Origin of the sequence: Pseudodesulfovibrio indicus, assembly GCF_001563225.1 — a bacterium.
Classification (GTDB): Bacteria; Desulfobacterota; Desulfovibrionia; order Desulfovibrionales; family Desulfovibrionaceae; genus Pseudodesulfovibrio; species Pseudodesulfovibrio indicus.
The window spans coordinates 2,028,767-2,050,170 of the sequence record NZ_CP014206.1 but is presented as its reverse complement, the minus strand read 5'-3'; the positions used below and the strand labels follow the sequence as shown (position 1 = coordinate 2,050,170).

Genomic DNA, 21,404 nt, shown 5'->3' with positions numbered 1-21,404 from the left:
AACCATGGAAACAAACACGTCGAAACAATCGACAAACCATGGAGAAATTATGCAACAGATAGGCAAAACAAAAGTTGTCGCAATTATGGCCGTTATGATGATATCCTTGATAGCAGTCTCACCTTCTCAGGCTATGATGGGCGGTGGCGGCAGTTCTTCCGGTGGTTCTATGGGAGGAGGAAATTCCTCTAGCGGAATGATGGGAAGTATGGGGAACATGATGGGAGATATCTTTGGTGGTAATTCCAACCGAGGATCTCAAAATAATGATCAATACGGAGATAAACCCGAAGTTGTCTCTTCTCAGATGCAAGCCGAAACAATGGTCCGTGAGAATATCGCACGCAATCCCAATGTAAAAACAGGGGCAGTATTGAACGTGAAAATGACTTCACCGTTGATATCCTGACCAAGGACGGGGCTGTAATAGATCAAATGATCGTAGACAAAAAAAGCGGCAATATTAGTTCAATTTACAGATAAAATAAAAAAACTGATTGTCCCCACTGAAAACTGAAGCAAGGAGTAAGCCGTGAGTAATATCCGCAAAGAAGGCCTAAAAAAGTACGTGCTTTTATTAAGCATTGTCGCAATTTCAATCCTTCATTTCAGCGGCCTCCATGGAAGCATTGGATTGCATGGAATCCACAGGGAGCTTTTCTTCATACCGATCCTTCTTGCTTCATTCTGGTTCGGACTTAAGCCTGGGGTAGTAGTTTCAATAGTGGTGTCTGCAATATTCATTGCTGGGATCTATGTGGATGGTTCACATATGCCTGCAGCACTCACGATTGCCCAAATTGCAATCTTCATCTTCGTAGCCTGTATGCTCGGCTGGCTTTCCGATCACCAGCGCAGAAAGAACGAAGAACTTGTCGAAGCAGAAAAGCTCAGCATTCTTGGGCAAACCGCAGGTGTTCTCAGCTGGGAAATCAAGGACAGCGTGAGGGCCATCAAGAATCTCTTCGAGAGGGGCAATGGCCTTACGGAGTCACAACTGAACAAGGATTTCACGGACGAGCTCGACGCTGTTGATGCTTTAGCCCAATCAATGACAGAGTACGTAGCCAAGGAAAGCCTCAATATCACCACGGTGGATCTCAATGATGCCGTTAAGGATATGGTTGATCGATACCATGCTCACTTCAAGGAGCGAGGCCTCCACCTAGAAGTCAGCAATGACGCCAGCGGTTGCCCAACAAAGGTCGACCCTTCTGCCATCTCTTGGGTACTGGCAAAGCTGTTGGATAACGCCATGGATGTCTCAAAGAAAGGGAATAGTGTCTTCATTTCTACGAGTCGTCATGGGAGTCACTGTACGCTGGAAGTTGAAGACCAAGGTGTCGGGATTGCTGAAGAGCATGTGAAGAAGCTGTTCACCCCGTTCTTTAGTACCAAGCCTGGCGGGAGCGGCATCAGTTTGGCTGCATGCAAGAAGACCCTGCGTGAAATTGGTGGCGATATCAGGGTCAAGAGCGTAATTGGAAGCGGAACCTCATTCACAATAGAGATTCCTCGCCAGTCTGATTTATAACCCATACTCCATGAGATTATTCCTTGAAACTTGGAAGAACTCATAGAGACATACCTCCCCTCAGAAAGAAGGCCGCCCAAGACAAGGCGGTCTTCTTCTTTTTCCGTATTGATCTGCCCTCAATTTATGCACCGGGCTTATGCGAGTCGGCACTCTAACTGCAATCCTATTTCTCGATTTCAACTTCATATTTCTTTATCTTATTGTTAAGCGTCGTGCGGGTTATGCCAAGAAGTTTGGCGGCCTCGCTTTTATTGCCTTTCGTTGTGGAGAGCGTTTCAATGATTGCTATCTTTTCTATATCATCAAGAGAAAGCCCCGCCATGGTTTCCATGCTGGGATTATCTGTAACATCAGCAAAATGGTCTTTAATTGAAGCAGGAAAATCTCGTTCGGTTATGTAGTCACCCACTGAAAGAATCACAGCTCTTTCGATTGAGTTTTCAAGTTCTCGCACATTCCCTGGCCAAGGGTACTTCACAAGCAGATTCATTGCCGCAGGAGTAAAACCTTTCATCTTTTTCCTGTTTTTATCAGCAAATCTATCTAGGAAAAATTTAGCAAGCAATGCCACATCCCCATCTCGATCTACCAATGCAGGAACAGTAAGATTCACAACATTAAGCCTGTAATACAGATCTTCCCTAAATTTTCCTTCCTTCACTTCATCAAGCAAGTCTCGATTTGTGGCTGCAATGATTCGGACATCAACATGTATCGGAATGTCACTGCCAACACGTTGTATCTCTCGTTCCTGAATAGCTCTCAGAAGCTTAGCTTGCATCGGCATCGGCACTTCACCGACTTCGTCCAAAAAGATGGTCCCTTTGTTGGCTTGCATGAACCGCCCTTCACGTCGCTTGTCGGCCCCGGTAAAGGCTCCTTTCTCATGGCCGAACAACTCTGATTCAAGAAGGGTATCAGTCAAAGCAGCGCAATTCACAGTCACTAACTCATTGTCTTTTCGATCACTAAGATCATGGATAGCTCTTGCAAACAACTCCTTGCCTGTTCCGCTCTCTCCCGTGATGAGAACAGTGGCTTCTGTCGGGGCTACCGTTTCGACCATTTGTGTAAGTTCTAACATTACTTCACTCGAACCAATTATATTGCCGAGACGTGAATCTTGAGACAGCTTTAACTTCAAGGAACGATTCTCTTTGGCCAGAGACATATGCTCCAAGGAGCGTTCAACGACTAACCTCAACTCATCAAAATTTAAGGGCTTGGTGAGATAGTCATATGCCCCTAACTTCATGGCTTCTACTGCAACATCAACAGAGGAATAGGCCGTCATTATGATTACAGGAATGGAAGGGTTGTATTCATGAATACGTTGTAGCGCCTCAATTCCGCCGATATTGGCCATACGCACATCCATAAGAACACAGTCGAAAGAGCGCTCCCGGACTTCTTCTATCGCATCAGCACCATCCTCTGCTCCGGTTGCTGTATACCCCCAACCGCTAAAGATGGTTTCAAGCATCGAAAGATGCGCCTTGTCATCGTCAACAATCAGTATTGATCCACTCATGATTATGCACCTATCTGGAGATGTGTGGTAATTGAATTTTAAAAGTAGTGCCTCTTCCCAATGTTGAGTCTACGTCAATTTTTCCCCCATGTGCTTCAATGATTTTGTGCACAATGGAAAGCCCCAAACCAGTACCCGTAGATTTCGATGTGTAATATGGGTCGAAAATATTACCCACATCTGAGGGTGGAATGCCACATCCTGTGTCACTGATAGTCAGGGAAACGTGGCCATGTTCAGTTGCAACAAGAATCTCCATAGTTCCTCCATCATCCTTCATGGCCTGGATCGCATTGAGATATAGATTGATTAAGGCTTGGGAAAAACGGTCTGGATCGAGAGACATGAGCGGGAGGCCATCGCTAATGACAGTCGAAATGACAACTCCTGAGTTTTCAGCTTCCTGTTTCACCAAATCCAATGTGGACTCCAGCAAACTGTCAAGCTGTGTGTCCCGGCGTTGAATGTCAGAAGGCCTTGCAACTTCAAGTAATTCCGAAATAACACGATTAAGCCGCTCAACTTCAGATATGATAATATCTGCAGCTTTTTTGTTAGAAGATTCCTCCTCAAACAACCCGCTAAAATAGGTAGCATAGCCTTTTATCGAACTAAGCGGATTTCTTACTTCATGCGCAACCCCAGCAGCAAGATTGCCTATTGCAGCCATCTTTTCCTGTTGCTGTACTTCCCTTTGGAGTTGTTTGATTTGACTCAGGTCTCTCAGAACTATCATTTCTCCAACAGACTGTTTATCATCAGTGAGGATTGTCGTCGCCATAATGGCAAGCGGCAACACCCCACCGTCGGACCTAGCAATTTCAATCTCACGCTCTTGAACATTCCTTCCTTCTAGCAAAGAGACCAAGATGGTTTGCACTTGTCTGGGAAGAATGTCCGCAATGGTCTTTCCCTTTGCCCGATCCCTATTAATTCCAAGCATGTTTGAAGCAATATTATTTATATATGTTACCACACCATCGGGCTGAGTAGCGATAATTCCTTCAGGGAGACTGGCCACCATTTCAGAAGCAAATGCACGAGTGTCTTGAAGGAGCTTTTTGGATTTAGCGTATCGTTGTGCCCAGAAAAGAGAAGCGACACCAGCCAGCCCTAAAAGCAGGATTATGCCAGAAGTGAGGCCGGTGATTTTGAGGTCTTCAGTCATAGCTGCCTCAACAGGAGCGACATCCATACCAATAAATATCGTAGGTGCTGAATCTAAAGCCAGAACATTGTTGTCTGTCGTAGTCAGGCAGCCCCCCGGAGCGCACCAATCAGAATCATCCTTATGACCCCACTGCGCCCCGTGCATCATGTTTCGATTCTGCATAGAGGACGAACCATGCAGACCTGCTGGATTTTGCAACGGAAGAAATCTACTATATACCTCAAACGCAGTTGGCTTCTTTCCCGACTCCACAACTCGCCATTGGGCATCCCCTGTAGGTGAAATTGACCTCATCATTTCTGCCGTAGTGAACTGCGTCCCGATTTTACTATTTTCATTATGGGCCAGCACCTTTCCAGCGTTATCAACAAGGGCAATATAAAGAATATCCGGCAAGGTTGAAGTTTCTTCCAAGAGTGCCTGTAGGCCTGCCCCTCGTCCCATATTCCCCATCATCCCTGTTCGGGCTCCAGCTTCAAAGGATTTAATAAGAGCAGCACCTTTTGCGCTTAGAAACTCTCCCATCACCTCCTTTTCTCGGTTGTAATTCATGAAGGCTTGTATGCTGATTGCGAGAAAAAGGATCAGACTCATACCAATGATGATCCAAGGAGAAATACCTCCTTGGGATAGCTTAAAAGTTTTGGTGGATAACATAGTAATTCTCTTTTGTCAGAGGGGAGAGGTGGTTAATTGTTAGTCAGCACCACCCGCTTGTTGGTTATTTTTTAGACACACCCCTCTAGACTTTGCAAGCCTTTATTCCCTACCTTACGGGCTCACCAACAAAAAAACATGATATTTCATGGCACTATCAACATTCGGTCGGATTGGCGCAAGGCTTGCTAACTACAACTCGCTTAATCAACACTTCAAATTCAAATTATAGCTGGGAGGACAATACAATGGCATTTCTTGCAAGGTACACAATAGGAACAAAGCTAAAAGTCTGCTTCGCCATTATCGCATGCATATTCATGATTAACAGCACGTTGAACTTTATTCTCATTTCTTCGGTTGATGAAAGCGTTATGGAAGTAATCGACGAGTCTTTTCCCCGAGCTTTGAGCGCAGACAAGTTAGGAGACAGTCTGCTCCGCATTCAACAAAATTATGCGACCCTCGCCATGCAACAAGAGTCAACGCAGAACCTTCAAGCTGAAATTGATCGCCTGTCGGTTGCCTTTACCGAAGTTGCCTCAGAATTTTCTTCCCACTTTCAATCAGAAGGAGATGAAGCAAATCTTCAATTAATCACCGACATTCAAGAGTCCTTTGAATTCCTAATAATGGAAAACATAAAAACTGTGACTATGTTTCGGGAACAGGGAATGAATATGGGGCATGCAGGCCAGGAAAAGACTGGTGAGGTCTTTGAAAAGCTGGAAATGCTTATTGAAAAATTACGCACAACCCAGATTGATTTGGCCCACGATACAGCAAATATGACTGATGAGATTGTCGACCTCATGCGCATAGTCATTTTTGTAAGCGGAGCAATTGTTCTGATTGCCTGCATACTTGTAATACTCTTTGTTCGTCAGAGTATAGTCACTCCACTGCGGTCTATTGCAGCTATGGCAGGCCGGATAGCGGAAGGTGAAACGAGTTTACGCATAAATATCTTAGGGCACGATGAAATTGCAGACCTTTCTCGAGCAATTGACCTCCTCCTTGATAGGATTGGGAAATCATTGGCTCTCAATAAAGCTGTCCTCAATGCTGTCCCGGATCCCATTTTTATGACGTCTGCGACTGGTGAAATCAAGCTAGCCAACACAGCAGCAATTCAAATGGCAAGCATTCCCGAAGAAAAGGTCATAGGGCAGGACTGCACGGATACATTTAAAACAGGCACTTGTGGTACCCCCTTTCACCCCAATTCCCAAGTTGGAATGGACCTCGGTATCATTGAATACGAAAATTCTGCCGGTATTGCAGTTTATTACCAGCCCAAAGCTGTAGAGGTGACAGATGAGGCTGGTGAGAACATGGGGTTCTTGGAAGTGGCCAGGGATGTGACTCAAATGGTCGCCAACGAGAGGGAGGTCGCCAAACACCTTGAAAAGCTTAAGACAGTAAACGCTGAAGTGGACGAGGCTTCTCAGGTCATCGCTGAAACAACTGACGGTATAGCCATCCAGATGGATCAAGTCTCCTCTGGTGCCGCTGCGCAGACCTCCAAGGTCTCCCAAAGTGTTGAGGCGATGGGACAGGTCAAAATCAGAATTGACGAGATAGCAGAAAGCGCATCACAGGCATCACAGCAAGCGACAAAGGCTCAGGAACAAGCACGACAAGGTGCCTCTGTCGTTTCCAATGCAGTAGAGGCTATATCCGTAGTAAAGGTCCTGTCTGATGAATTGAGGAAAAACGTTTCCTCTCTTGGGGGACAGGCTGATTCAATTGGACGAGTCATCAATGTGATCAGTGATATTGCAGACCAAACCAATTTATTGGCCTTAAATGCAGCCATAGAAGCCGCTCGTGCCGGGGATGCCGGGAGAGGATTTGCTGTCGTTGCTGATGAGGTTCGCAAATTGGCTGAAAAAACAATGTCTGCCACAAAGGAAGTTGGTCAAGCAGTGGAACAGATTCAAGATGGAGTACGAAATAATATTGAAGGGATGGAAAAGGCCAATGGTGCAATTCAACATGCTGCAGGCCTGGCTACTGAGTCAGGAGAATCCCTTGAAGGCATAGTTCCAATAGTTGAGACTTCTTCTGAACAGATTAGCCTCATTGCCCATGCGGTGGAAGAGTTGATTTCAATAAATGACACAGTGAACAACTATATCCAAGAGGTCGATGCCGTATCCACTGAAATATCGTTTGGGATGGCTACCTCAGCAAAAGCGACAGCAGATCTGGCAGCTATGGCCCATAAACTAAAAGAGTTGGCGGACAGCCAGCAGACGTAGCGTAGAGGCGTCTTATTACTACCAATTACGTCCTGCCCCCGCGACTATAGGCTTCATAAGTATGCTTATTGGAAGAGAGCAAACAACTTTCGCTTTCAAGTATACTGGATAAACAAATAGGGTTAAGCACTCAATATGATGAATAACGCATTGTTGAAAATGTCTCCTGGATACTTCATCAAAAGGCGTATGCAAAACCTCATGCTGACAATGTATACGTTTCAAAAGTGGAGAAAAGATCACGTCAAAGCACGTCATCAGCGGATTATAAAGATAATACACTTGTTCAGCGCCTGCCTGTGGGGTGGAGCGACAGCAAGTATGACGCTTATTCAATGTCTTTTCCAACCGGAAAACACAGCTGAACTCCATGCGAGCAGCGCGTTGGCAATGTATATCGAACTTTATTTGGTGGTGCCCTCAGCATTTGGCTGTTTGCTATCGGGATTTGCCTATGCAGCACTCACGAACTTTGGCTTTTTCAAATTCAAATGGATTCTTTTCAAATGGATTGTAAACATTGGCTATCTCGTGTTTGGCTTCATTTGGTATATGCCTTGGCTGGAAAACTTGGTGTCGTACTCTGAAACAGTTTCTGCAAAAGGAATTGCTGAGACGTTAATAGTGTATCTTATGCGTATATCAATGGATGTGTTCCAAATATTGGTCGTGTTCATCATCGTTTGTGTTTCGGTATTGAAGCCTTGGGGAAGAACCACCCGATAGCAGGTTGTCACACTGACGGTTGAAACCCAACAAACCCAAAACGAGTCACCACAGGTTCTCCTTTCGGTTCGAGGAGATTTCAAGCTTCGACTAACCAGCTAACTCATTCATCTTGTCGTTATAAATGGCCACATCCTTTCGGGTGTGGTCATTTTTTATACACTCGCCTCACATTTCGATTATTTTTTAAGCACCCCTGAACTCAGGGCAAGACTCATGGATTGCTTTTTCTCAAGCACTGAAGGGTATTTAATGTATATTTTCAAAAGATTACAACTTTTCATCAGTTGTTGGCACGCTGCTTGCCTTAAGAAAGCATAATCGAACAAAACTAACTTAAGGAGATTTTAAATGAGGAATGCAACTATTACTTTGACTTTGGCCCTGGCTCTCGTTCTTGGACTGTCCACTGTAAACGCTTTCGCTTGGAATTGTTGGGGCAACGGATACGGTTCTGGCAACGGCTACATGATGAATGGAAGCCGTGCATACAATAACCCGCAGTATGACGCGTTCATGGCCGAAACCCAAACTCTCAGAACTCGTATTGCAACTGAACGCGGTGAATTGAACGCTCTTATGGCCAGCCCTAATCCCGATAGCCAGCGAGTGCGCCAACTGACAGAAAGCATTAGCCTTGGTGAAAGCCGACTCGCTGAAATGGCCCGCTCTCAAAACCTTTCTTTCGGGCCGATGATGAGCTACGGATATGGCAATGGCTGGAACTGCGGCATCGTAAGCCACAATCATGGATTCGGTAACTGCTGGTAAGTTATAGGAAAACGAGGGTGGTTTTCCTCCCTCGTTTTTTCCGCCCAAGCACTAAGGAGAATTTTTATGTGGAACTGTGATTGGATGACCCCCTTCGGCTCGAACATGATGTTCATGGGTGGCGGATTATTTGGTGGCCTGCTGAGCTTCCTTATGATCTTAGCCGTGATCTATCTCATCTACAGACTCATCAGGGCATTTGTCCCGACACAAATTGCAGCCTCTGACAAGAGTGCGTCACTCGAGATACTAAAGACCAGATATGCCGAAGGAAAGATTTCTGAGGATGAATATCAACGGATGCGGGATATTCTTGTCGGCTAATTCCCGATCAACTTGTCGGCAAAGTGGCGAGCAATCGAGACTGAGAACCATTTATATACCGCACAGTAAAATGCAAATTTTATAAGTAGTGTATGAATTTAGATGAGAAATGTATGAAGTGCATGTGTGAGCACTTCTTTGCCCCCAGATACTTTCTCATCGCGATCCCGCCAAAGTCATGTGGCGGTGCCTCCCCCAAATCCCGGGCATCGGAAACGGTGTCCGGGACCAAGGAAGACAAGCTGGCAGTTCATTGCAAAAACAAGGCATGTGTCATTCCAAGGCCGATCAATATGTATGATTTCGTCCAGCCCATGAGCCACCAGTCGAAAGGCTTACCGATTTGAAAACCATTATTTCAAACACACCTCTCGTATTAACCCTTTAACCTCCACCCCCGAAGAAGGCCGTTGTCTTGCATCGGCCTTCTTCCATTGAGAACTCACGGCACGGCTTTTTTTCAGTTTTCATACACAACGGCGAGTGACTATGGTAAAATACATCAAAAACAGTCGGTTGGGATTCTCTTAGTTGAAGTTGCTTAATAAATGACCTCCTCTAAGGAAGTCATTCCGGAATCACAGGCTTCAGGCTATGGGGATCAGGCGACAATAGGGTGTATCTTCGGATTTGTCGTGATGATGACTCTTGATGTCGCCCTCGGTTGATTGTGATTTGAGGGCATCTCCATTCTGCTTGATCCCAATATGCGGAATCAGCTAACCCTCTGGCTCATAGCCAATCAAACCGAAAGGGGGGCCATGGTAGATTCATATCCTCGCAGGAGATTCTTGAATCTACGTAAATCTTTCCCCTGAAGAGTTTTTACTGGCGGGAGCTCCAAGGTCATTGGATTTATCCGTCTTCCCTCTCTGGAAACTTCGTAGTGCAGATTCGGCCCTGTTGTAAGCCCGGTTTTTCCAACATATCCGATGACGGTACCTTGGGTAACTCTAACGCCGGGTTTCACTCCTTTGGCATAGGCGCTCAAATGGGCATACCCGGTTGTATACTCTGAGCCATGCCGTATCCTGACGTATTTTCCGTAGCTGCCGTATCTACCGACTCTTTCAACTACTCCATCTCCCGCTGCCAGGATTGGGGTCCCGATTGCGGCAGAGAAATCTATCCCTCTGTGCATCCTTTTATACCCCAATACAGGGTGCGTCCTGGCGCCGAAAACAGAAGAAAGATGGCCACTGCTTAGAGGGGTCTTAAGGAGATGGGTATCAACACTTTCTCCATTTTCGTTGAAGAATCCAGAATATCCATCAAGTGTGGTATAACGATAATACCCGATGGTTTTCTCTGGCAGAGTGAGAGAAGCGTATAACAGTCGTCCGGCATGGATACCACCCAGTGGACTATCGTCATTCTCCTCGTATACGATGCTGTATCTGTCTCCCTTGCGGATATCTCGCTGAAAGTCGACTCTGGAGCTGAACATGTTGTAAAATTCGGTAAGAACTTCTCGCGGTACACCGCTTTTCCTGGCCGACAGAAAGAAGGAAGTATTTATTTCACCTGAGTTGATCTTGGTCTCGGTCTTATGCTGCAGTTCCAACCTTTGCCCCGGAAACATATCATGATCGATATGTGTCAACTCGATAAGCGAATCACGCTCGGTCATTAATCGAAACCTTTCAACGCATCGCCTACCGTTGTCATTGACTTCGTCGGACAGCCATATCTCCATCTTGTTACCTGGTCGTAATCGCCGCAAGTCATGAAACTCTGATACAGCTTTGCTCAGTTCATACCTTTCATTGGGCATCACTGATTTTCTGGAAAGGATCTCAGTCAATGTATCATTTTGTGCGACCTCAACTATGGTCCCTGGATTTTCGTATATGGTTGAGACTTGATTCAGCATGGCCACACCGACTAAACGCTTTGGAGGAAATGTACATTCCTCTTTAACCCCCACTAAATCATTCTGAGGTTGTGTCGGCCTCGACACCGGAGGCGACTGGTCATAGCATCCGACTAAAGACGCAATGAGAAACAAGGTAATCAAGGGGGTATGTATTTTCATATTAAGCAAGAATGTGAGCATTGAGAAATGCCGGTAGGTTGATGTCAAAAATGTCTTTGTTGTAGTTAATAGATAAATGGAGCCCGTGATCATGAGATCCACTCACGGACTCCACATAATTACATTTTAGCAAGCTCTTCACGGACCACACCTACTATCTCCTTGTCGTCCGGATTGAGTTCTATGACCTTTTGCAGGTATTCTTTGCCTTTGCTGGAATCATCCAAATAGTAGACATGAATCATTCCGAGATAGTAATATCCGTGATAATTCTTTGGATTAATTGCAACTAGTCGTTCAAATTGGGCTACGGATTCATGAAACTTGTCCAGGTTCAAAAGAGCTATCGCATAATGGTAGATAGCCTTTTCATCCTGCGATTCAAGTTTCAAGTATCGTTGCCAGAATGATGAGGCCTTATCCCATGAACCGGCTTGCATGAAGAGCTCGCCAAGTCCGACCAATGCCTCAGTATTCTCTGAATTTCCTTGTAGCATTGCCATGTACTTTTGAATTTCAGCACCTTTCTCCTGACTCATTGCAGCGGGTGCAGACTGAGAAGCAGGCTTTGATGTTGCTTGTACTGGTCCTTGCAGACGATAAAAAAAAGATGACATGGCCATGACTGCCAAGCCTATGGCCAATGTCATTAGAACTATATTCTTTCCGCGGCGTGATGTTGTATTTTGCATTCCTGTTCTCCAATCTACTCTGCGGCGGTAGCCGATTCTCTATTTCTCTTGGGCAGCAAGACAATAAATGGGAACAGGCAAACGAAAGTTCCGCCTAACCATACCCAATTCACCAGCGGATTCACGCTGACGATTAACGGCTCCAGACGACCATCCTCCACATCGTGGATAGTTGCGTAAAGCTCCTTTCCAAAGCTGAACAAGGTCGACACTTCCGTATGTGGGTGGTCATTGTTCGGAAAGATGAGTTGAGATGGCTCAAGAACACCTATCTCTTTGCCTTTGTGACTTACGATGATTCGCGCCACACGAGATTTGATACCGTTGCTCTCTGAATGGACCATCTCTTTATATTCAAAATTGTATCCAGAAAACGCAAAACTTTGCCCTTCTGCCAAGACCAGCTCCTTTTTACTTTGGTACGGGCCGGATATGGCTACCCCCACAATCATCAATGCTATGCCGAGGTGTGTGCCATGAGCAATCCAAAATCTCCTGCTTGTCAGTGCCTTTTTCTGCAATGCCAGCATGATGGTTGAAACGATTACCCCGGCTCCGGCGCTGAACCCGACAAGCGGCAGAACCATTCGAATCCCGCTGAAGTATGCAGCACCCCCAAGACATACCGCTGACAGAGTTGATATGATAAAGCGCTCCCGATGCTGTATTCCTTCTTTCCATGAGAGCCATGGGCATACGAGAAGCAGCAACCCTATGCAGATAAACAGTGGCATAGTTACGGTATTGTAGAATCCTGCTGTCACGCCTACAGGATTTGATTCCCACCCCAGGCTGATAACCGGCCACATGGTCCCGAGCAATATGACACTTCCCAGAGCCAGGAAAATCCACACGGAAAAGACCAGAAGCCCTTGCCGGCTCAGTGCAATCATCTCATGTTTCGGTTTGTCGGTGTGGGCCTGCGCTGTCCCGACAAGAACAAGAAAGAGGTATGCCAATATGAATACGAGGAGAGGGCCTCCCACGCCACCGCCGCCGAAAGCGTGCACGGATTCAATAATTCCACTACGGACAATATATGTACCGACTATGCACAATAGGAAAGCGAGGTTGATGAGAACAATATTGATTCGTTTGAAGAGCCCATACCGTTGCCCAAGAATGGACGTGTGAAGGTATGCGGTAGCTGCAAACCACGGGATAATTGAAGCGTTTTCCACCGGGTCCCAGGCCCAATAGCCGCCCCAACCCAACTCCATGTAGGCCCACCAGCCGCCGAGTATGATCCCCGCGCTCAAAAAGGCCCAGGCAGGGAGAACCCAGCCACGAGTCAATTTCATCCAAGCATCCTGACCCTTTGTCAGAGCCATGGACAGAGACAGGCATGCAGGGATCGTAAGAAATCCGTATCCCAGAAAAAGTAGAGGTGGATGGAACGCCATCCCTGGATTTTGCAGAAGCGGGTTCAAGCCCTCACCGTCGGCTGGCACGGGAGACAGCGCAATGTATGGCTGGCTTAAACTTGTGAGCAGGAAAAGGAAAAAACCTTGGACTGTGAAAAACAGTAACCAAAAGGCCACTTTGGTTTGCTCAGGCAGATCACTGTATTTTTTGGTTCTAAGAAAAACGGTTCCGCTCACTGCGATGATGAGTAGCCAGAAGAGGAGAGAGCCGGAACGTCCTGCCCAAAAGGCTGTTACAGCATAAAAGTCCGGGAGGTTGAGACTCGTATATTGATAAACATATTTGAAGGAAAAGTCCCGCGACATCAACGCTGTCCAGAGTATCCCACTTGCCAGAACAAGGAGAGAAACAACTGAGTACTGCCCTCTCTCCAGCCATCTCAATGTACCAGACTGCCCCTGATACGTATCCAGACAGGCCCAGGCAGCAGCGATCAACGACAAGAGCATTGCGGCCATAAGACCAACTTCCATTAATACATGCATGTTTTCTCCAAACAGTTGACATAAATACCAAGTCCAAAACAACAAACTCTTTCGTGTAAGTCTGGATGCTCAAATGCACGCCCTAGGTGCTTACGGTGAATTCAGCAGAACTCACTTCATACATTAGATTGCTATGCAATTAAGATTCCATACTGCAACCGTATGGAATTGCTAAAAATGTTTGATTTCAGCAAGTTGAGCGAAAGAAAGATGTGCAAAGGGTGTCACAGGTGTGCATCATTTCTGTACGCCCGCCTTATCAAGCAGGCCCGATGCGAGGAGTTGGTTGGGTTTCACCCTGCTGATGAATGCGAAAGGTAGCACATGAGTGCAAGAATCGTGTGCAATCAATCACCCAATCCGCATGGCAAAAATCAGACCAATAAAGAGTAACATCATGATTTTATTATATAAAAAATATGGCACGGCTGTTGCTAAAGGGGAGAGCAGATGCATGTTTAGTCACTCTCATCATCCTCGCTGCCACGTTGTTGTGGCAGAACTCCGATTCCGTGCCGGATAGCCATGGTGGCATCCGGCACGGATAGGGGGAACTAGGTAATACGATTCTACCTTTGTTCCACTTCAGGCGAGGTTCTCTCCCCCCGCCCAGAAGAATTCATAAGTGTAGAACTTGATCATATACCGGACCAGCAACAGTTTAACCACAATACCTCCTTGACTGTTGAACACCCCCCAAACCGAAAAGGGCCACACCATGTGGCCCTTTTCACTATGTTTTGTGCAATTATGCGTTAATCACCAACAACCGTTGTTTGTTTGGGTTGAGCTGGAACTCAATATAATTGGATTAATTGGATGGAACATTTAGTGCATCTGATTTATGTTGGTCATTTTAAAATACTTTTTTGATTCCTGGCATATGAATACGGCATTGGTCGCTAACTCTAAGCCCAAATTCTTTTCAACCCAAATGACTAGGTAGTTCTATCAATGCGAGCACTTTTGATTATCTCATTTTTGTCTTTGACCATGCTATTCCCCCCACAATCTTATGCTGCAGATGAGGATGGCTGTGCGCCAAAGTTCCTGACTCTCACGGAGAGCGCTCGTGTTGAGCTGAAAGGTAAAGGCGACTTTGATATCGTCGTAGCCACTGATCCTCTTTGTGGGCATTGCAGACTTGGACACAAGTTGTTGAAAGAATACCCGGAAAAGTATCGTAGTTTAAAATTATTATTTTACCCTCGACAAAGCTTCATTGGCTCGGACATGGCAGCTTGGATTCTCGAGGACTTTGTCGGTTCAGATAGGCTGGAGACAATGGTCGATTTCGCTTATTCGGATCTCAAGCAACCCAAGACGAAAGATCTGAATGAAGCGCGCATGGGCGTGTTGATGCAATTTACAGAAGAATTTCCTAGTTTGCTGGCCAACACCACGTTACCCAAACTTTTTGTCAAACTTGGTCGAACCCATCGTGAACGGGTTCTCAAGGGAGCTTCTCTCGCAAAGGCCGCTGGACTGCCAGGGACACCTGTTCTCCTGGCTGGTGAGAATATCGTCATGGGCTATGGACCGCAGCACTGGCTAACTGCTTTGGATAAAAAAGCAATATGTAAGTAGTAGCAATATTTTTGGATCTCAGTTGATAAATAATGAAGCCCGCCTCACTGTGACTTAACAGTGAGGCGGGCTTTTCTTGAGGTAAAATTATTTTAACTCTTCAGAATTCTAGCGGAGTTTGCCAAGGCCAACAATGCCGTTCCAACATCCGCAAAAACAGCTTCCCACATCGTGGCCAAACCAAATGCACCAAACGAGATGAAGATCCCCTTGACGACGAAAGCCAGCAGTATGTTCTGCCAGACGATTCGCCGAGTCTGCTTGGCAATGGAAATAGCTTCAGCAACCTTGAGGGGAGAATCCACCATAAGAACGACATCAGCAGTTTCCACGGCTGCATCACTTCCCATAGCTCCCATCGCGATGCCAACATCCGCCCTAGCAATGACAGGCGCATCGTTAATCCCATCCCCTACAAACGCGATTTTTCCACTATCTCGATTGTTCGAATTGATCTTCTCAAAGTAATCAACCTTGTCTTCCGGCAACAGGTTTGCATGAAAGCTGTCCAGACCTAGGGTCTTGGCCACAGCAGCAGCTGTCTGTTCATTATCGCCCGTCAGCATGACTACTTCTTTCACCCCCATATCCTTGAGAGAGCGAATGGCCTGGCGTGCATCGGAGCGCAAATTGTCTCCGATAGCTATGTGCCCAGCGTATTTACCGTCTACGGACACATGGGCAATAGTGCCTTCATAGTTCTTATTCTGGTACTCTACCCCGTTTTTCTCCATAAGGCGGTTGTTGCCGACAAGGACTCTATGTCCTTCGTAAACAGCTTCAACCCCCATGCCAGAACGAACAGTATGCTCGGATATCTTTGATTCCTGGACTGGCTCTCCTTTGGCGTTCTGTATATCGACAATAGAGACAGCGATAGGATGAGTTGAATGGTATTCAGCTGCTGCGGCAAATTCGATCAGTGAATCTTTAGTGAACCCATTGTTTGTGACGACATCATTTACCTTGAAAACGCCTTCCGTCAGTGTGCCCGTCTTGTCAAAGGCGACTGTGGTAACAGATGCCAGTACATCAAGATAATTCGAGCCCTTGACAAGAATGCCTTGCATTGAAGATCGGCCAATTCCTCCAAAATATCCAAGAGGGATACTGACAACCAGTGCACAGGGGCAAGATATAACAAGCAGAACCAGTGCCCTGTATATCCATTCGCTAAAACTCGCTCCCATGAACAGAGGCGGAATAAGTGCGATGCCTGCCGCCAAAAAGACGACAAATGGGGTGTAGTATCGGGAAAAGCGAGTGATAAATTTCTCGGTCTTGGCCTTATTTGCCGTGGCGTTCTCCACCAAATCCATAACCTTAGCTATGGAAGACTCCTCAAAGGGACGGGTTACCTTGATTGTCAGTGCGCCTGTCTTGCAGATTTGGCCCGCGAGGACGCTATCGCCTTCTTCGACTACGATGGGTACGGACTCTCCCGTCAAAGCAGAAGTGTCAATCTGCGATGAGCCGCTGGTCACTTCACCGTCCAGAGGGATCTTGTCTCCAGGCTTGACCACAACGGATTGTCCTACCTGAACCATTTCCGGCTTTACTTCTTTCAGACCATCAAGCTCCAACAAAAAAGCTTTATCCGGCCTTGAGGCCAGCAAAGACTTGATTGAGCGACGAGACCGATTGACTGCAAACCCTTGAAGCAATTCACCGACCTTGAAGAAAATCATGATGCCCACAGCTTCCGGGTACGCATGGATCGCAATTGCCCCGATCGTAGCGATGGTCATCAGCACGTTTTCATCAAAAAACAGGCCTTTCTTGATGGTCTTGAGTGCCCCCAAAAGAACGTTCCATCCCGCAAGAAAATAGGCGACAAGGACAAATGGGACTTCCCAGCCACTCCACTTTGTTTGGTGGAACACATCCTCATACACAAGGGTAAAAATAAACATAGCCCCAGCGACTGCCAGGAGAATTAAATCACGTGGCTTGTCGCTCTCTTCTTGTGCTGCTTCGCTGGAAGCAGGGAGGTTGGAATAATCGATAATGCCTACTTCTGGCTCAATTACCTTCACCTTAGCTTCAATATCAGCCACATCCTCAGCTGTAATAAAAAGCGTCATTGTTGCAAAATCAACCACAGCCTTATCTATGGTTTCCATATCATTAAGGCCGTTCTCAAGCTTTGCTGCACAAGCAGCGCAGTCCAAGTTTTTCAATCCGAATTTTTTCGTAGTCATGGTGTCCTCTATCCTTTTCAAAATGGCAGAGCCAACTAGCAGGCACGGGCCATATGAACACCTATTCATTCGTTTGTCGAGTGTCAACTGTGCTTCAAAGACTACGAGCCAAATACGCTTAACAAAGAGAAGACATTGTTATGTAGACGCATGATGATAGACATAGATTTTACGCTTCTAAGTTTTTGCGCAATTTCTCAAATTCTTCTTCATCAATTTCGCTGTTTGCAAATCTGCGTTTGAGAATCTGTAAATGATCGCTGGAATATCCATTCACGTTTGGACGTGCTCTGAAGTGTTTAAATAGTCGGGTGGCGAGATAAACCAAGGAAATGATTATCAACAGGTTTAGCACCATGCCAAGCAAACCGCCCCCCATGCTCCAACCAGACCCGTGATGTCCCCAATTTGAATACCACATTATGGGCTCTCCTCAACACTATGACGAGAGGGGAAAGCCCCTCCCGTCAAGTAAGTTATCTACCAGCAACCATGGTAGCCATTGTTCATCATGCCGGGACCCATCATACCGTTGCCCATCATGCCGTTGCCCATCATACCGTTGCCCATCATGCCGTTGCCCATCATGCCGTTACCCATCATGCCGTATCTGCCGTTGCCCATCTGGGGAAGATTCTGTGCAGCTGCCTTTTCATTCAGCTTGGCAATCTTCTCGTTCATCTGCTCTGTCACGGTTCGAGCCCTCTTTGCGTCAGGGGACGGACTGGCCATGATAGCTGACAATTCGACTTGGTCTGCCGCAATACTAGCTCGGAGCTTAGCAGTGTCATTCAGGAAATCCTGATAGGCTTGAGAGTTAACTTGGGAGTTGACTCCATTATTGTAATGCATGTTGTGGCCGTTTCCATTCCAGCCGTTCATTCCCCACGCCATAGCGTTAGTTGAAATAAATGCAACAGTCATAACCAGTGCGAGTACCATAATAGTCTTCTTCATGAGTTAATCCTCCGATAGTTAAATTGTGTAATTGAAAACTATAAGGCAATCGGTGTGCCAAAGAAGCGCAGATAAAAATAACAGCTTAAAATATATTACTTTATTTTCTAAAAATTAGTCTTTTGTTGGGACGTATATTTGAACACTCCATCAATATTTGTCCATTTTTTAGGCGCACCACACCCATTGTGTTTAAAAAATGGACACACATGCATAAAGCACCTTTGCCCTAGCTCATGAAATGCACGAAGCTATCGTGGTCAAATATACATAGTGTTAAGCCACTGCGTACTGGTTAGAACGATACGAAGCGCCAACTAGAATAAGTAGCAATTGCGAGCATGCTTTGCTTACACGAGATGCGTTCTTCAGGCTCAGAAGATTATGTTGAAACGCATGACTAATTGCGATGACGAGTCGATTGACAGTGCTTCCACTCGCAAAGTAACCGATTATGGACCTTTAGCAGAAAGAATATATGCAAGTTGAAAGAAGACAATATATTTCCAAATCCCCCCCCGACAAAACGGGTGACAGATCAGAACCAATAAGGAGATTCTTTCGACGAAGGAGTCAAAGCTCTGGGTCTCAAAAATCAACGCTCACTATGATCTATTGACTGGTGGCAGGGGAACATCCAAATCCGCTTTTGTTACCCCTCTAACATTTGCGTTGTATGCCCATTGGGCTAGTTGTCCAGTGAGGATTTCAATCTGTTTTTTCATTCGCGAGTTTTCCTTTTCTAACCGCTCCAGCCTATCTAGAACTTTCTTCATTTGCCGGGGTGTATAGTACACAGGCTCAAACTCTTCACCGCTCAACTGATCTTTTTTGCGATAGTAAGCGTCTTTAATACCGCTATATTTTGACAAGGTTTGCCTTGAATACCGCCAACCAAGAGAACGCTCTACGGCTTCGACAATAAGGGGCCAGGTGAGCTTCCCTGTCCACTCATCTATGATATAGACTATTTTGTTAACCAACTTTTCATCTAAGTGCGGAGGCATAATTCACCAACCTTTATAAGAGGAATAGTGGCAGAGTTAGTTTGCCCTAAGAGTTTATTATTTCTTTTGTAGTAAGCTAGGCGCATCCTAGAATAATCACTACCTGGTAGCAGTCTAAAAAACGATCCGTCTGGGACCGTTTTGTCAGACAAGACAGCTAGGATTGACTTTAGGACATAAAGCGTTTGTTCGTCGTGTTTAAGCGCAACATCTACTCCCGTAGGCAACATGGTCAGTTTCCGATTTTCAACCAAGTTTTCATAAAAGCGTACACGTTCAGGCAGATTCGCATAAAGGCGAACATCGCCCTTAATGTAAACGTGGTCGCTACAGAGGAGATGATCATTAAATTTGTCACATATTCTTTCGCTGCCCATAACGCAGTACCCTACATCAGTCACATGAACAGTGTCCTCATAGTGAGTTCTGAGTAATCCCGCTAAAGCTTCAGGCTGATTAAAAACGTCTAATGAGCTATCAACGTTTGCTGGCGACAGTTGGCTTTGATCATAGATACCCAATGACTTATCAGCTTTGTCTAGAAGTGAAGCATGGGAATAAGCTTCATTCTGTCTAACATCCTTGCGCCCAGCGTAAAAAGCTCTGAACGTTTGGGAGACATGACTATGATCTAAAAGGCTGTCTTGGTAATGCCTAGCTGAGTGGGGTCGGAAGCGAATCTTTGATCCATCAGGCTCGTAAAGACCATACTTCTCAAAAATCGACTTCCCAGACTCATGACCGGTTTCTGCCCCATAGAGATTAGACAAAGTGCTATAAACCAGTTTTTGGACCATGACACTGGAGTATGTGTCGTAGGATCGGAAAAAATTATAAGGAAAGACAAAAAGGCTGTCTGAGTATTTCAAGCCAGAGGACTGGTGGCGAAAAGGAAAGTCTTTTGGCAGCAAAGTTAGCACAAACTTCTCCAAATCAGAAAATCGCATCAGTTTAGGCTTCATGTAGCCACCATATTCTAACATGATCCCATGTTTAGAAACGATACCACTAGAGAGGGTTGTGCTAGAAACTTTTAACAACTTCATCGCTGTTGTGCTGTCGATATATTCCTCTCCTCTTAGGGGGGAAAACTCGGGAGGAAGATACATTTGGGTTGGATTATCTTCATACCACTTAGCTATTTTCCTTCCTTCTGTGGACAGCTCTAGAACCTCATCAACAACATCCTGAAGAATGTCACGCCAAACACCCTGAATGGGCTTAACAAATGGCTCTCCACCTTTTTCCGGGAAAATCCTAAGTCCAAGCCCATCAGATTTTCCTTGATGACCATGCACCAAACAATCTTTATCCAAAGTTAAAACCTCTCCAACTCTGCATGGGTTGGAGAGTAAGATAATAGCGATACCAGCAGCGAGCCTATTTACTGGGTCTGATGATGAATGAAAAACGTCTGCTATAGCATATAAGCAAGTGTCTGTTGGAAGTTTGTCAGTTCCGTCACCATTGAAATCAACATTGTCCGTCTTTTCCCTTCTAATAGAGTGTTTCCACTGAAAAGGTGGATAAATCAACATTCTATTTTCGTTTAAAAAAGCTGATAGTTTCTGAAGAGCTTGTCCATCCCTCGCTCCATTTTTGTATCGCTTGGAAAGAAGAGACTGGCTCCTGTTGAGCACATCGACAGTGACTTGAGTAATGCATGGAGCCAACGACATTTCTAACAAAACACGTTCCAACGCTCTAAAAGCATTGAGAGGTGCGTGTGGAGATTTATTCTTTTTAAGTCCCTGAGAATACCTAATATATGCTTTGGCAAAATCACCCAGAGGGGCCTGTAAAGGTTCTCCTGTGCTGTGGCGATTGGTGTCCCAATTGCCCCAAATGAGATTCCTGTAAACGCCCCCCCTGCTCTTATAATGGTCACTCATGTCCCAGGTGGTTGCATCCCAATCAAGATCAGCACCAAACACCGTCAACTCATTCTTGGCCATCTCAATGAAGGCACTGACATTCTCGATTGCGTCTACCTCACGTTTGGGCTTGAAAAGAATGATCTGTGCTTTGCTCATT

At 45.8% G+C, this 21,404-nt stretch carries 17 protein-coding genes; 7 read left to right on the top strand and 10 right to left on the bottom strand.

The window, feature by feature from the left end:
- Positions 1-49: 49 nt before the first annotated feature.
- Together AWY79_RS18805 and AWY79_RS09080 are read left to right on the top strand one after the other, a co-directional pair.
- Positions 50-409: a hypothetical protein gene (locus AWY79_RS18805; RefSeq protein ID WP_133987116.1), complete on the top strand. Its 360-nt coding sequence runs from the start codon at positions 50-52 to the stop codon at positions 407-409.
- A gap of 123 nt (positions 410-532) precedes the next feature.
- Positions 533-1,534: a sensor histidine kinase gene (locus AWY79_RS09080; RefSeq protein WP_066802723.1), complete on the top strand. Its 1,002-nt coding sequence runs from the start codon at positions 533-535 to the stop codon at positions 1,532-1,534.
- A 166-nt stretch (positions 1,535-1,700) separates the two neighbouring features.
- On the opposite strand, the gene AWY79_RS09075 is transcribed toward AWY79_RS09080, so the two are convergent.
- Together AWY79_RS09075 and AWY79_RS09070 are read right to left on the bottom strand one after the other, a co-directional pair.
- Entirely contained in the window at positions 1,701-3,068 is a 1,368-nt protein-coding gene (locus AWY79_RS09075; protein ID WP_066802718.1) for a sigma-54-dependent transcriptional regulator, read from the bottom strand.
- A 10-nt stretch (positions 3,069-3,078) separates the two neighbouring features.
- Positions 3,079-4,896: an ATP-binding protein gene (locus AWY79_RS09070; protein WP_066802716.1), complete on the bottom strand. Its 1,818-nt coding sequence runs from the start codon at positions 4,894-4,896 to the stop codon at positions 3,079-3,081.
- Positions 4,897-5,216: 320 nt separating this feature from the next.
- Between AWY79_RS09070 and AWY79_RS09065 the strand changes: the two genes are divergently transcribed.
- From AWY79_RS09065 to AWY79_RS09055, 4 genes are all read left to right on the top strand, one after another.
- Positions 5,217-7,160, top strand: a complete 1,944-nt coding sequence (locus AWY79_RS09065; RefSeq protein WP_233490887.1) for a methyl-accepting chemotaxis protein — start codon at positions 5,217-5,219, stop codon at positions 7,158-7,160.
- Between the two features lie 135 nt (positions 7,161-7,295).
- Positions 7,296-7,886 (top strand): hypothetical protein, encoded by a 591-nt coding sequence (locus AWY79_RS09060; protein ID WP_078063726.1) that lies wholly within the window; start codon positions 7,296-7,298, stop codon positions 7,884-7,886.
- Positions 7,887-8,237: 351 nt separating this feature from the next.
- On the top strand, positions 8,238-8,657 hold the full coding sequence (locus AWY79_RS18800; RefSeq protein WP_133987114.1) for a hypothetical protein: 420 nt from the start codon (positions 8,238-8,240) through the stop codon (positions 8,655-8,657).
- 66 nt (positions 8,658-8,723) lie between these two features.
- Positions 8,724-8,981, top strand: a complete 258-nt coding sequence (locus AWY79_RS09055) for an SHOCT domain-containing protein (protein ID WP_078063725.1) — start codon at positions 8,724-8,726, stop codon at positions 8,979-8,981.
- A 742-nt stretch (positions 8,982-9,723) separates the two neighbouring features.
- Here AWY79_RS09055 and AWY79_RS18345 read toward each other — a convergent pair.
- Genes AWY79_RS18345 through AWY79_RS09045 form a run of 3 tightly spaced genes read right to left on the bottom strand, consistent with a single transcriptional unit; the run spans position 9,724 to position 13,618 of the window.
- Positions 9,724-11,109, bottom strand: a complete 1,386-nt coding sequence (locus tag AWY79_RS18345; RefSeq protein WP_233491048.1) for a M23 family metallopeptidase — start codon at positions 11,107-11,109, stop codon at positions 9,724-9,726.
- A 26-nt stretch (positions 11,110-11,135) separates the two neighbouring features.
- Positions 11,136-11,708, bottom strand: a complete 573-nt coding sequence (locus tag AWY79_RS09050; RefSeq protein ID WP_133987112.1) for a tetratricopeptide repeat protein — start codon at positions 11,706-11,708, stop codon at positions 11,136-11,138.
- Between the two features lie 14 nt (positions 11,709-11,722).
- Positions 11,723-13,618: a heme lyase CcmF/NrfE family subunit gene (locus tag AWY79_RS09045; protein ID WP_066802701.1), complete on the bottom strand. Its 1,896-nt coding sequence runs from the start codon at positions 13,616-13,618 to the stop codon at positions 11,723-11,725.
- Positions 13,619-14,572: 954 nt separating this feature from the next.
- Here AWY79_RS09045 and AWY79_RS18795 point away from each other — a divergent pair.
- Positions 14,573-15,205 (top strand): DsbA family protein, encoded by a 633-nt coding sequence (locus AWY79_RS18795; RefSeq protein WP_078063723.1) that lies wholly within the window; start codon positions 14,573-14,575, stop codon positions 15,203-15,205.
- A 92-nt stretch (positions 15,206-15,297) separates the two neighbouring features.
- On the opposite strand, the gene AWY79_RS09040 is transcribed toward AWY79_RS18795, so the two are convergent.
- The 5 genes from AWY79_RS09040 to AWY79_RS18780 form a co-directional block, all read right to left on the bottom strand.
- Positions 15,298-17,406 (bottom strand): heavy metal translocating P-type ATPase, encoded by a 2,109-nt coding sequence (locus AWY79_RS09040; RefSeq protein ID WP_066802699.1) that lies wholly within the window; start codon positions 17,404-17,406, stop codon positions 15,298-15,300.
- Between the two features lie 169 nt (positions 17,407-17,575).
- Positions 17,576-17,827: an SHOCT domain-containing protein gene (locus AWY79_RS18790; RefSeq protein WP_133987110.1), complete on the bottom strand. Its 252-nt coding sequence runs from the start codon at positions 17,825-17,827 to the stop codon at positions 17,576-17,578.
- Positions 17,828-17,886: 59 nt separating this feature from the next.
- Complete coding sequence (locus AWY79_RS09035; protein WP_066802688.1) at positions 17,887-18,363, bottom strand: Spy/CpxP family protein refolding chaperone; 477 nt, start codon at positions 18,361-18,363, stop codon at positions 17,887-17,889.
- A 605-nt stretch (positions 18,364-18,968) separates the two neighbouring features.
- Positions 18,969-19,370, bottom strand: a complete 402-nt coding sequence (locus AWY79_RS18785; RefSeq protein ID WP_133987108.1) for a hypothetical protein — start codon at positions 19,368-19,370, stop codon at positions 18,969-18,971.
- On the bottom strand, positions 19,355-21,403 hold the full coding sequence (locus tag AWY79_RS18780; protein ID WP_133987106.1) for a hypothetical protein: 2,049 nt from the start codon (positions 21,401-21,403) through the stop codon (positions 19,355-19,357). The genes AWY79_RS18785 and AWY79_RS18780 overlap by 16 nt, the downstream gene beginning before the upstream one ends.
- Between the last annotated feature and the right edge of the window lies 1 nt (position 21,404).

Bases quoted from the DNA above. Each gene is read 5' to 3' on its own strand.
- AWY79_RS09045 (WP_066802701.1), bottom strand. From the start codon at position 13,618: ATGCATGTATTAATGGAAGTTGGTCTTATGGCCGCAATGCTCTTGTCG.
- AWY79_RS09050 (WP_133987112.1), bottom strand. From the start codon at position 11,708: ATGCAAAATACAACATCACGCCGCGGAAAGAATATAGTTCTAATGACA.
- AWY79_RS18805 (WP_133987116.1), top strand. From the start codon at position 50: ATGCAACAGATAGGCAAAACAAAAGTTGTCGCAATTATGGCCGTTATG.
- AWY79_RS18780 (WP_133987106.1), bottom strand. From the start codon at position 21,403: ATGAGCAAAGCACAGATCATTCTTTTCAAGCCCAAACGTGAGGTAGAC.
- AWY79_RS18790 (WP_133987110.1), bottom strand. From the start codon at position 17,827: ATGTGGTATTCAAATTGGGGACATCACGGGTCTGGTTGGAGCATGGGG.
- AWY79_RS09075 (WP_066802718.1), bottom strand. From the start codon at position 3,068: ATGAGTGGATCAATACTGATTGTTGACGATGACAAGGCGCATCTTTCG.
- AWY79_RS18345 (WP_233491048.1), bottom strand. From the start codon at position 11,109: ATGATCACGGGCTCCATTTATCTATTAACTACAACAAAGACATTTTTG.
- AWY79_RS09070 (WP_066802716.1), bottom strand. From the start codon at position 4,896: ATGTTATCCACCAAAACTTTTAAGCTATCCCAAGGAGGTATTTCTCCT.
- AWY79_RS09055 (WP_078063725.1), top strand. From the start codon at position 8,724: ATGTGGAACTGTGATTGGATGACCCCCTTCGGCTCGAACATGATGTTC.
- AWY79_RS09040 (WP_066802699.1), bottom strand. From the start codon at position 17,406: ATGACTACGAAAAAATTCGGATTGAAAAACTTGGACTGCGCTGCTTGT.
- AWY79_RS09065 (WP_233490887.1), top strand. From the start codon at position 5,217: ATGATTAACAGCACGTTGAACTTTATTCTCATTTCTTCGGTTGATGAA.
- AWY79_RS09060 (WP_078063726.1), top strand. From the start codon at position 7,296: ATGATGAATAACGCATTGTTGAAAATGTCTCCTGGATACTTCATCAAA.
- AWY79_RS18785 (WP_133987108.1), bottom strand. From the start codon at position 19,370: ATGCCTCCGCACTTAGATGAAAAGTTGGTTAACAAAATAGTCTATATC.
- AWY79_RS18795 (WP_078063723.1), top strand. From the start codon at position 14,573: ATGCGAGCACTTTTGATTATCTCATTTTTGTCTTTGACCATGCTATTC.
- AWY79_RS09035 (WP_066802688.1), bottom strand. From the start codon at position 18,363: ATGAAGAAGACTATTATGGTACTCGCACTGGTTATGACTGTTGCATTT.
- AWY79_RS18800 (WP_133987114.1), top strand. From the start codon at position 8,238: ATGAGGAATGCAACTATTACTTTGACTTTGGCCCTGGCTCTCGTTCTT.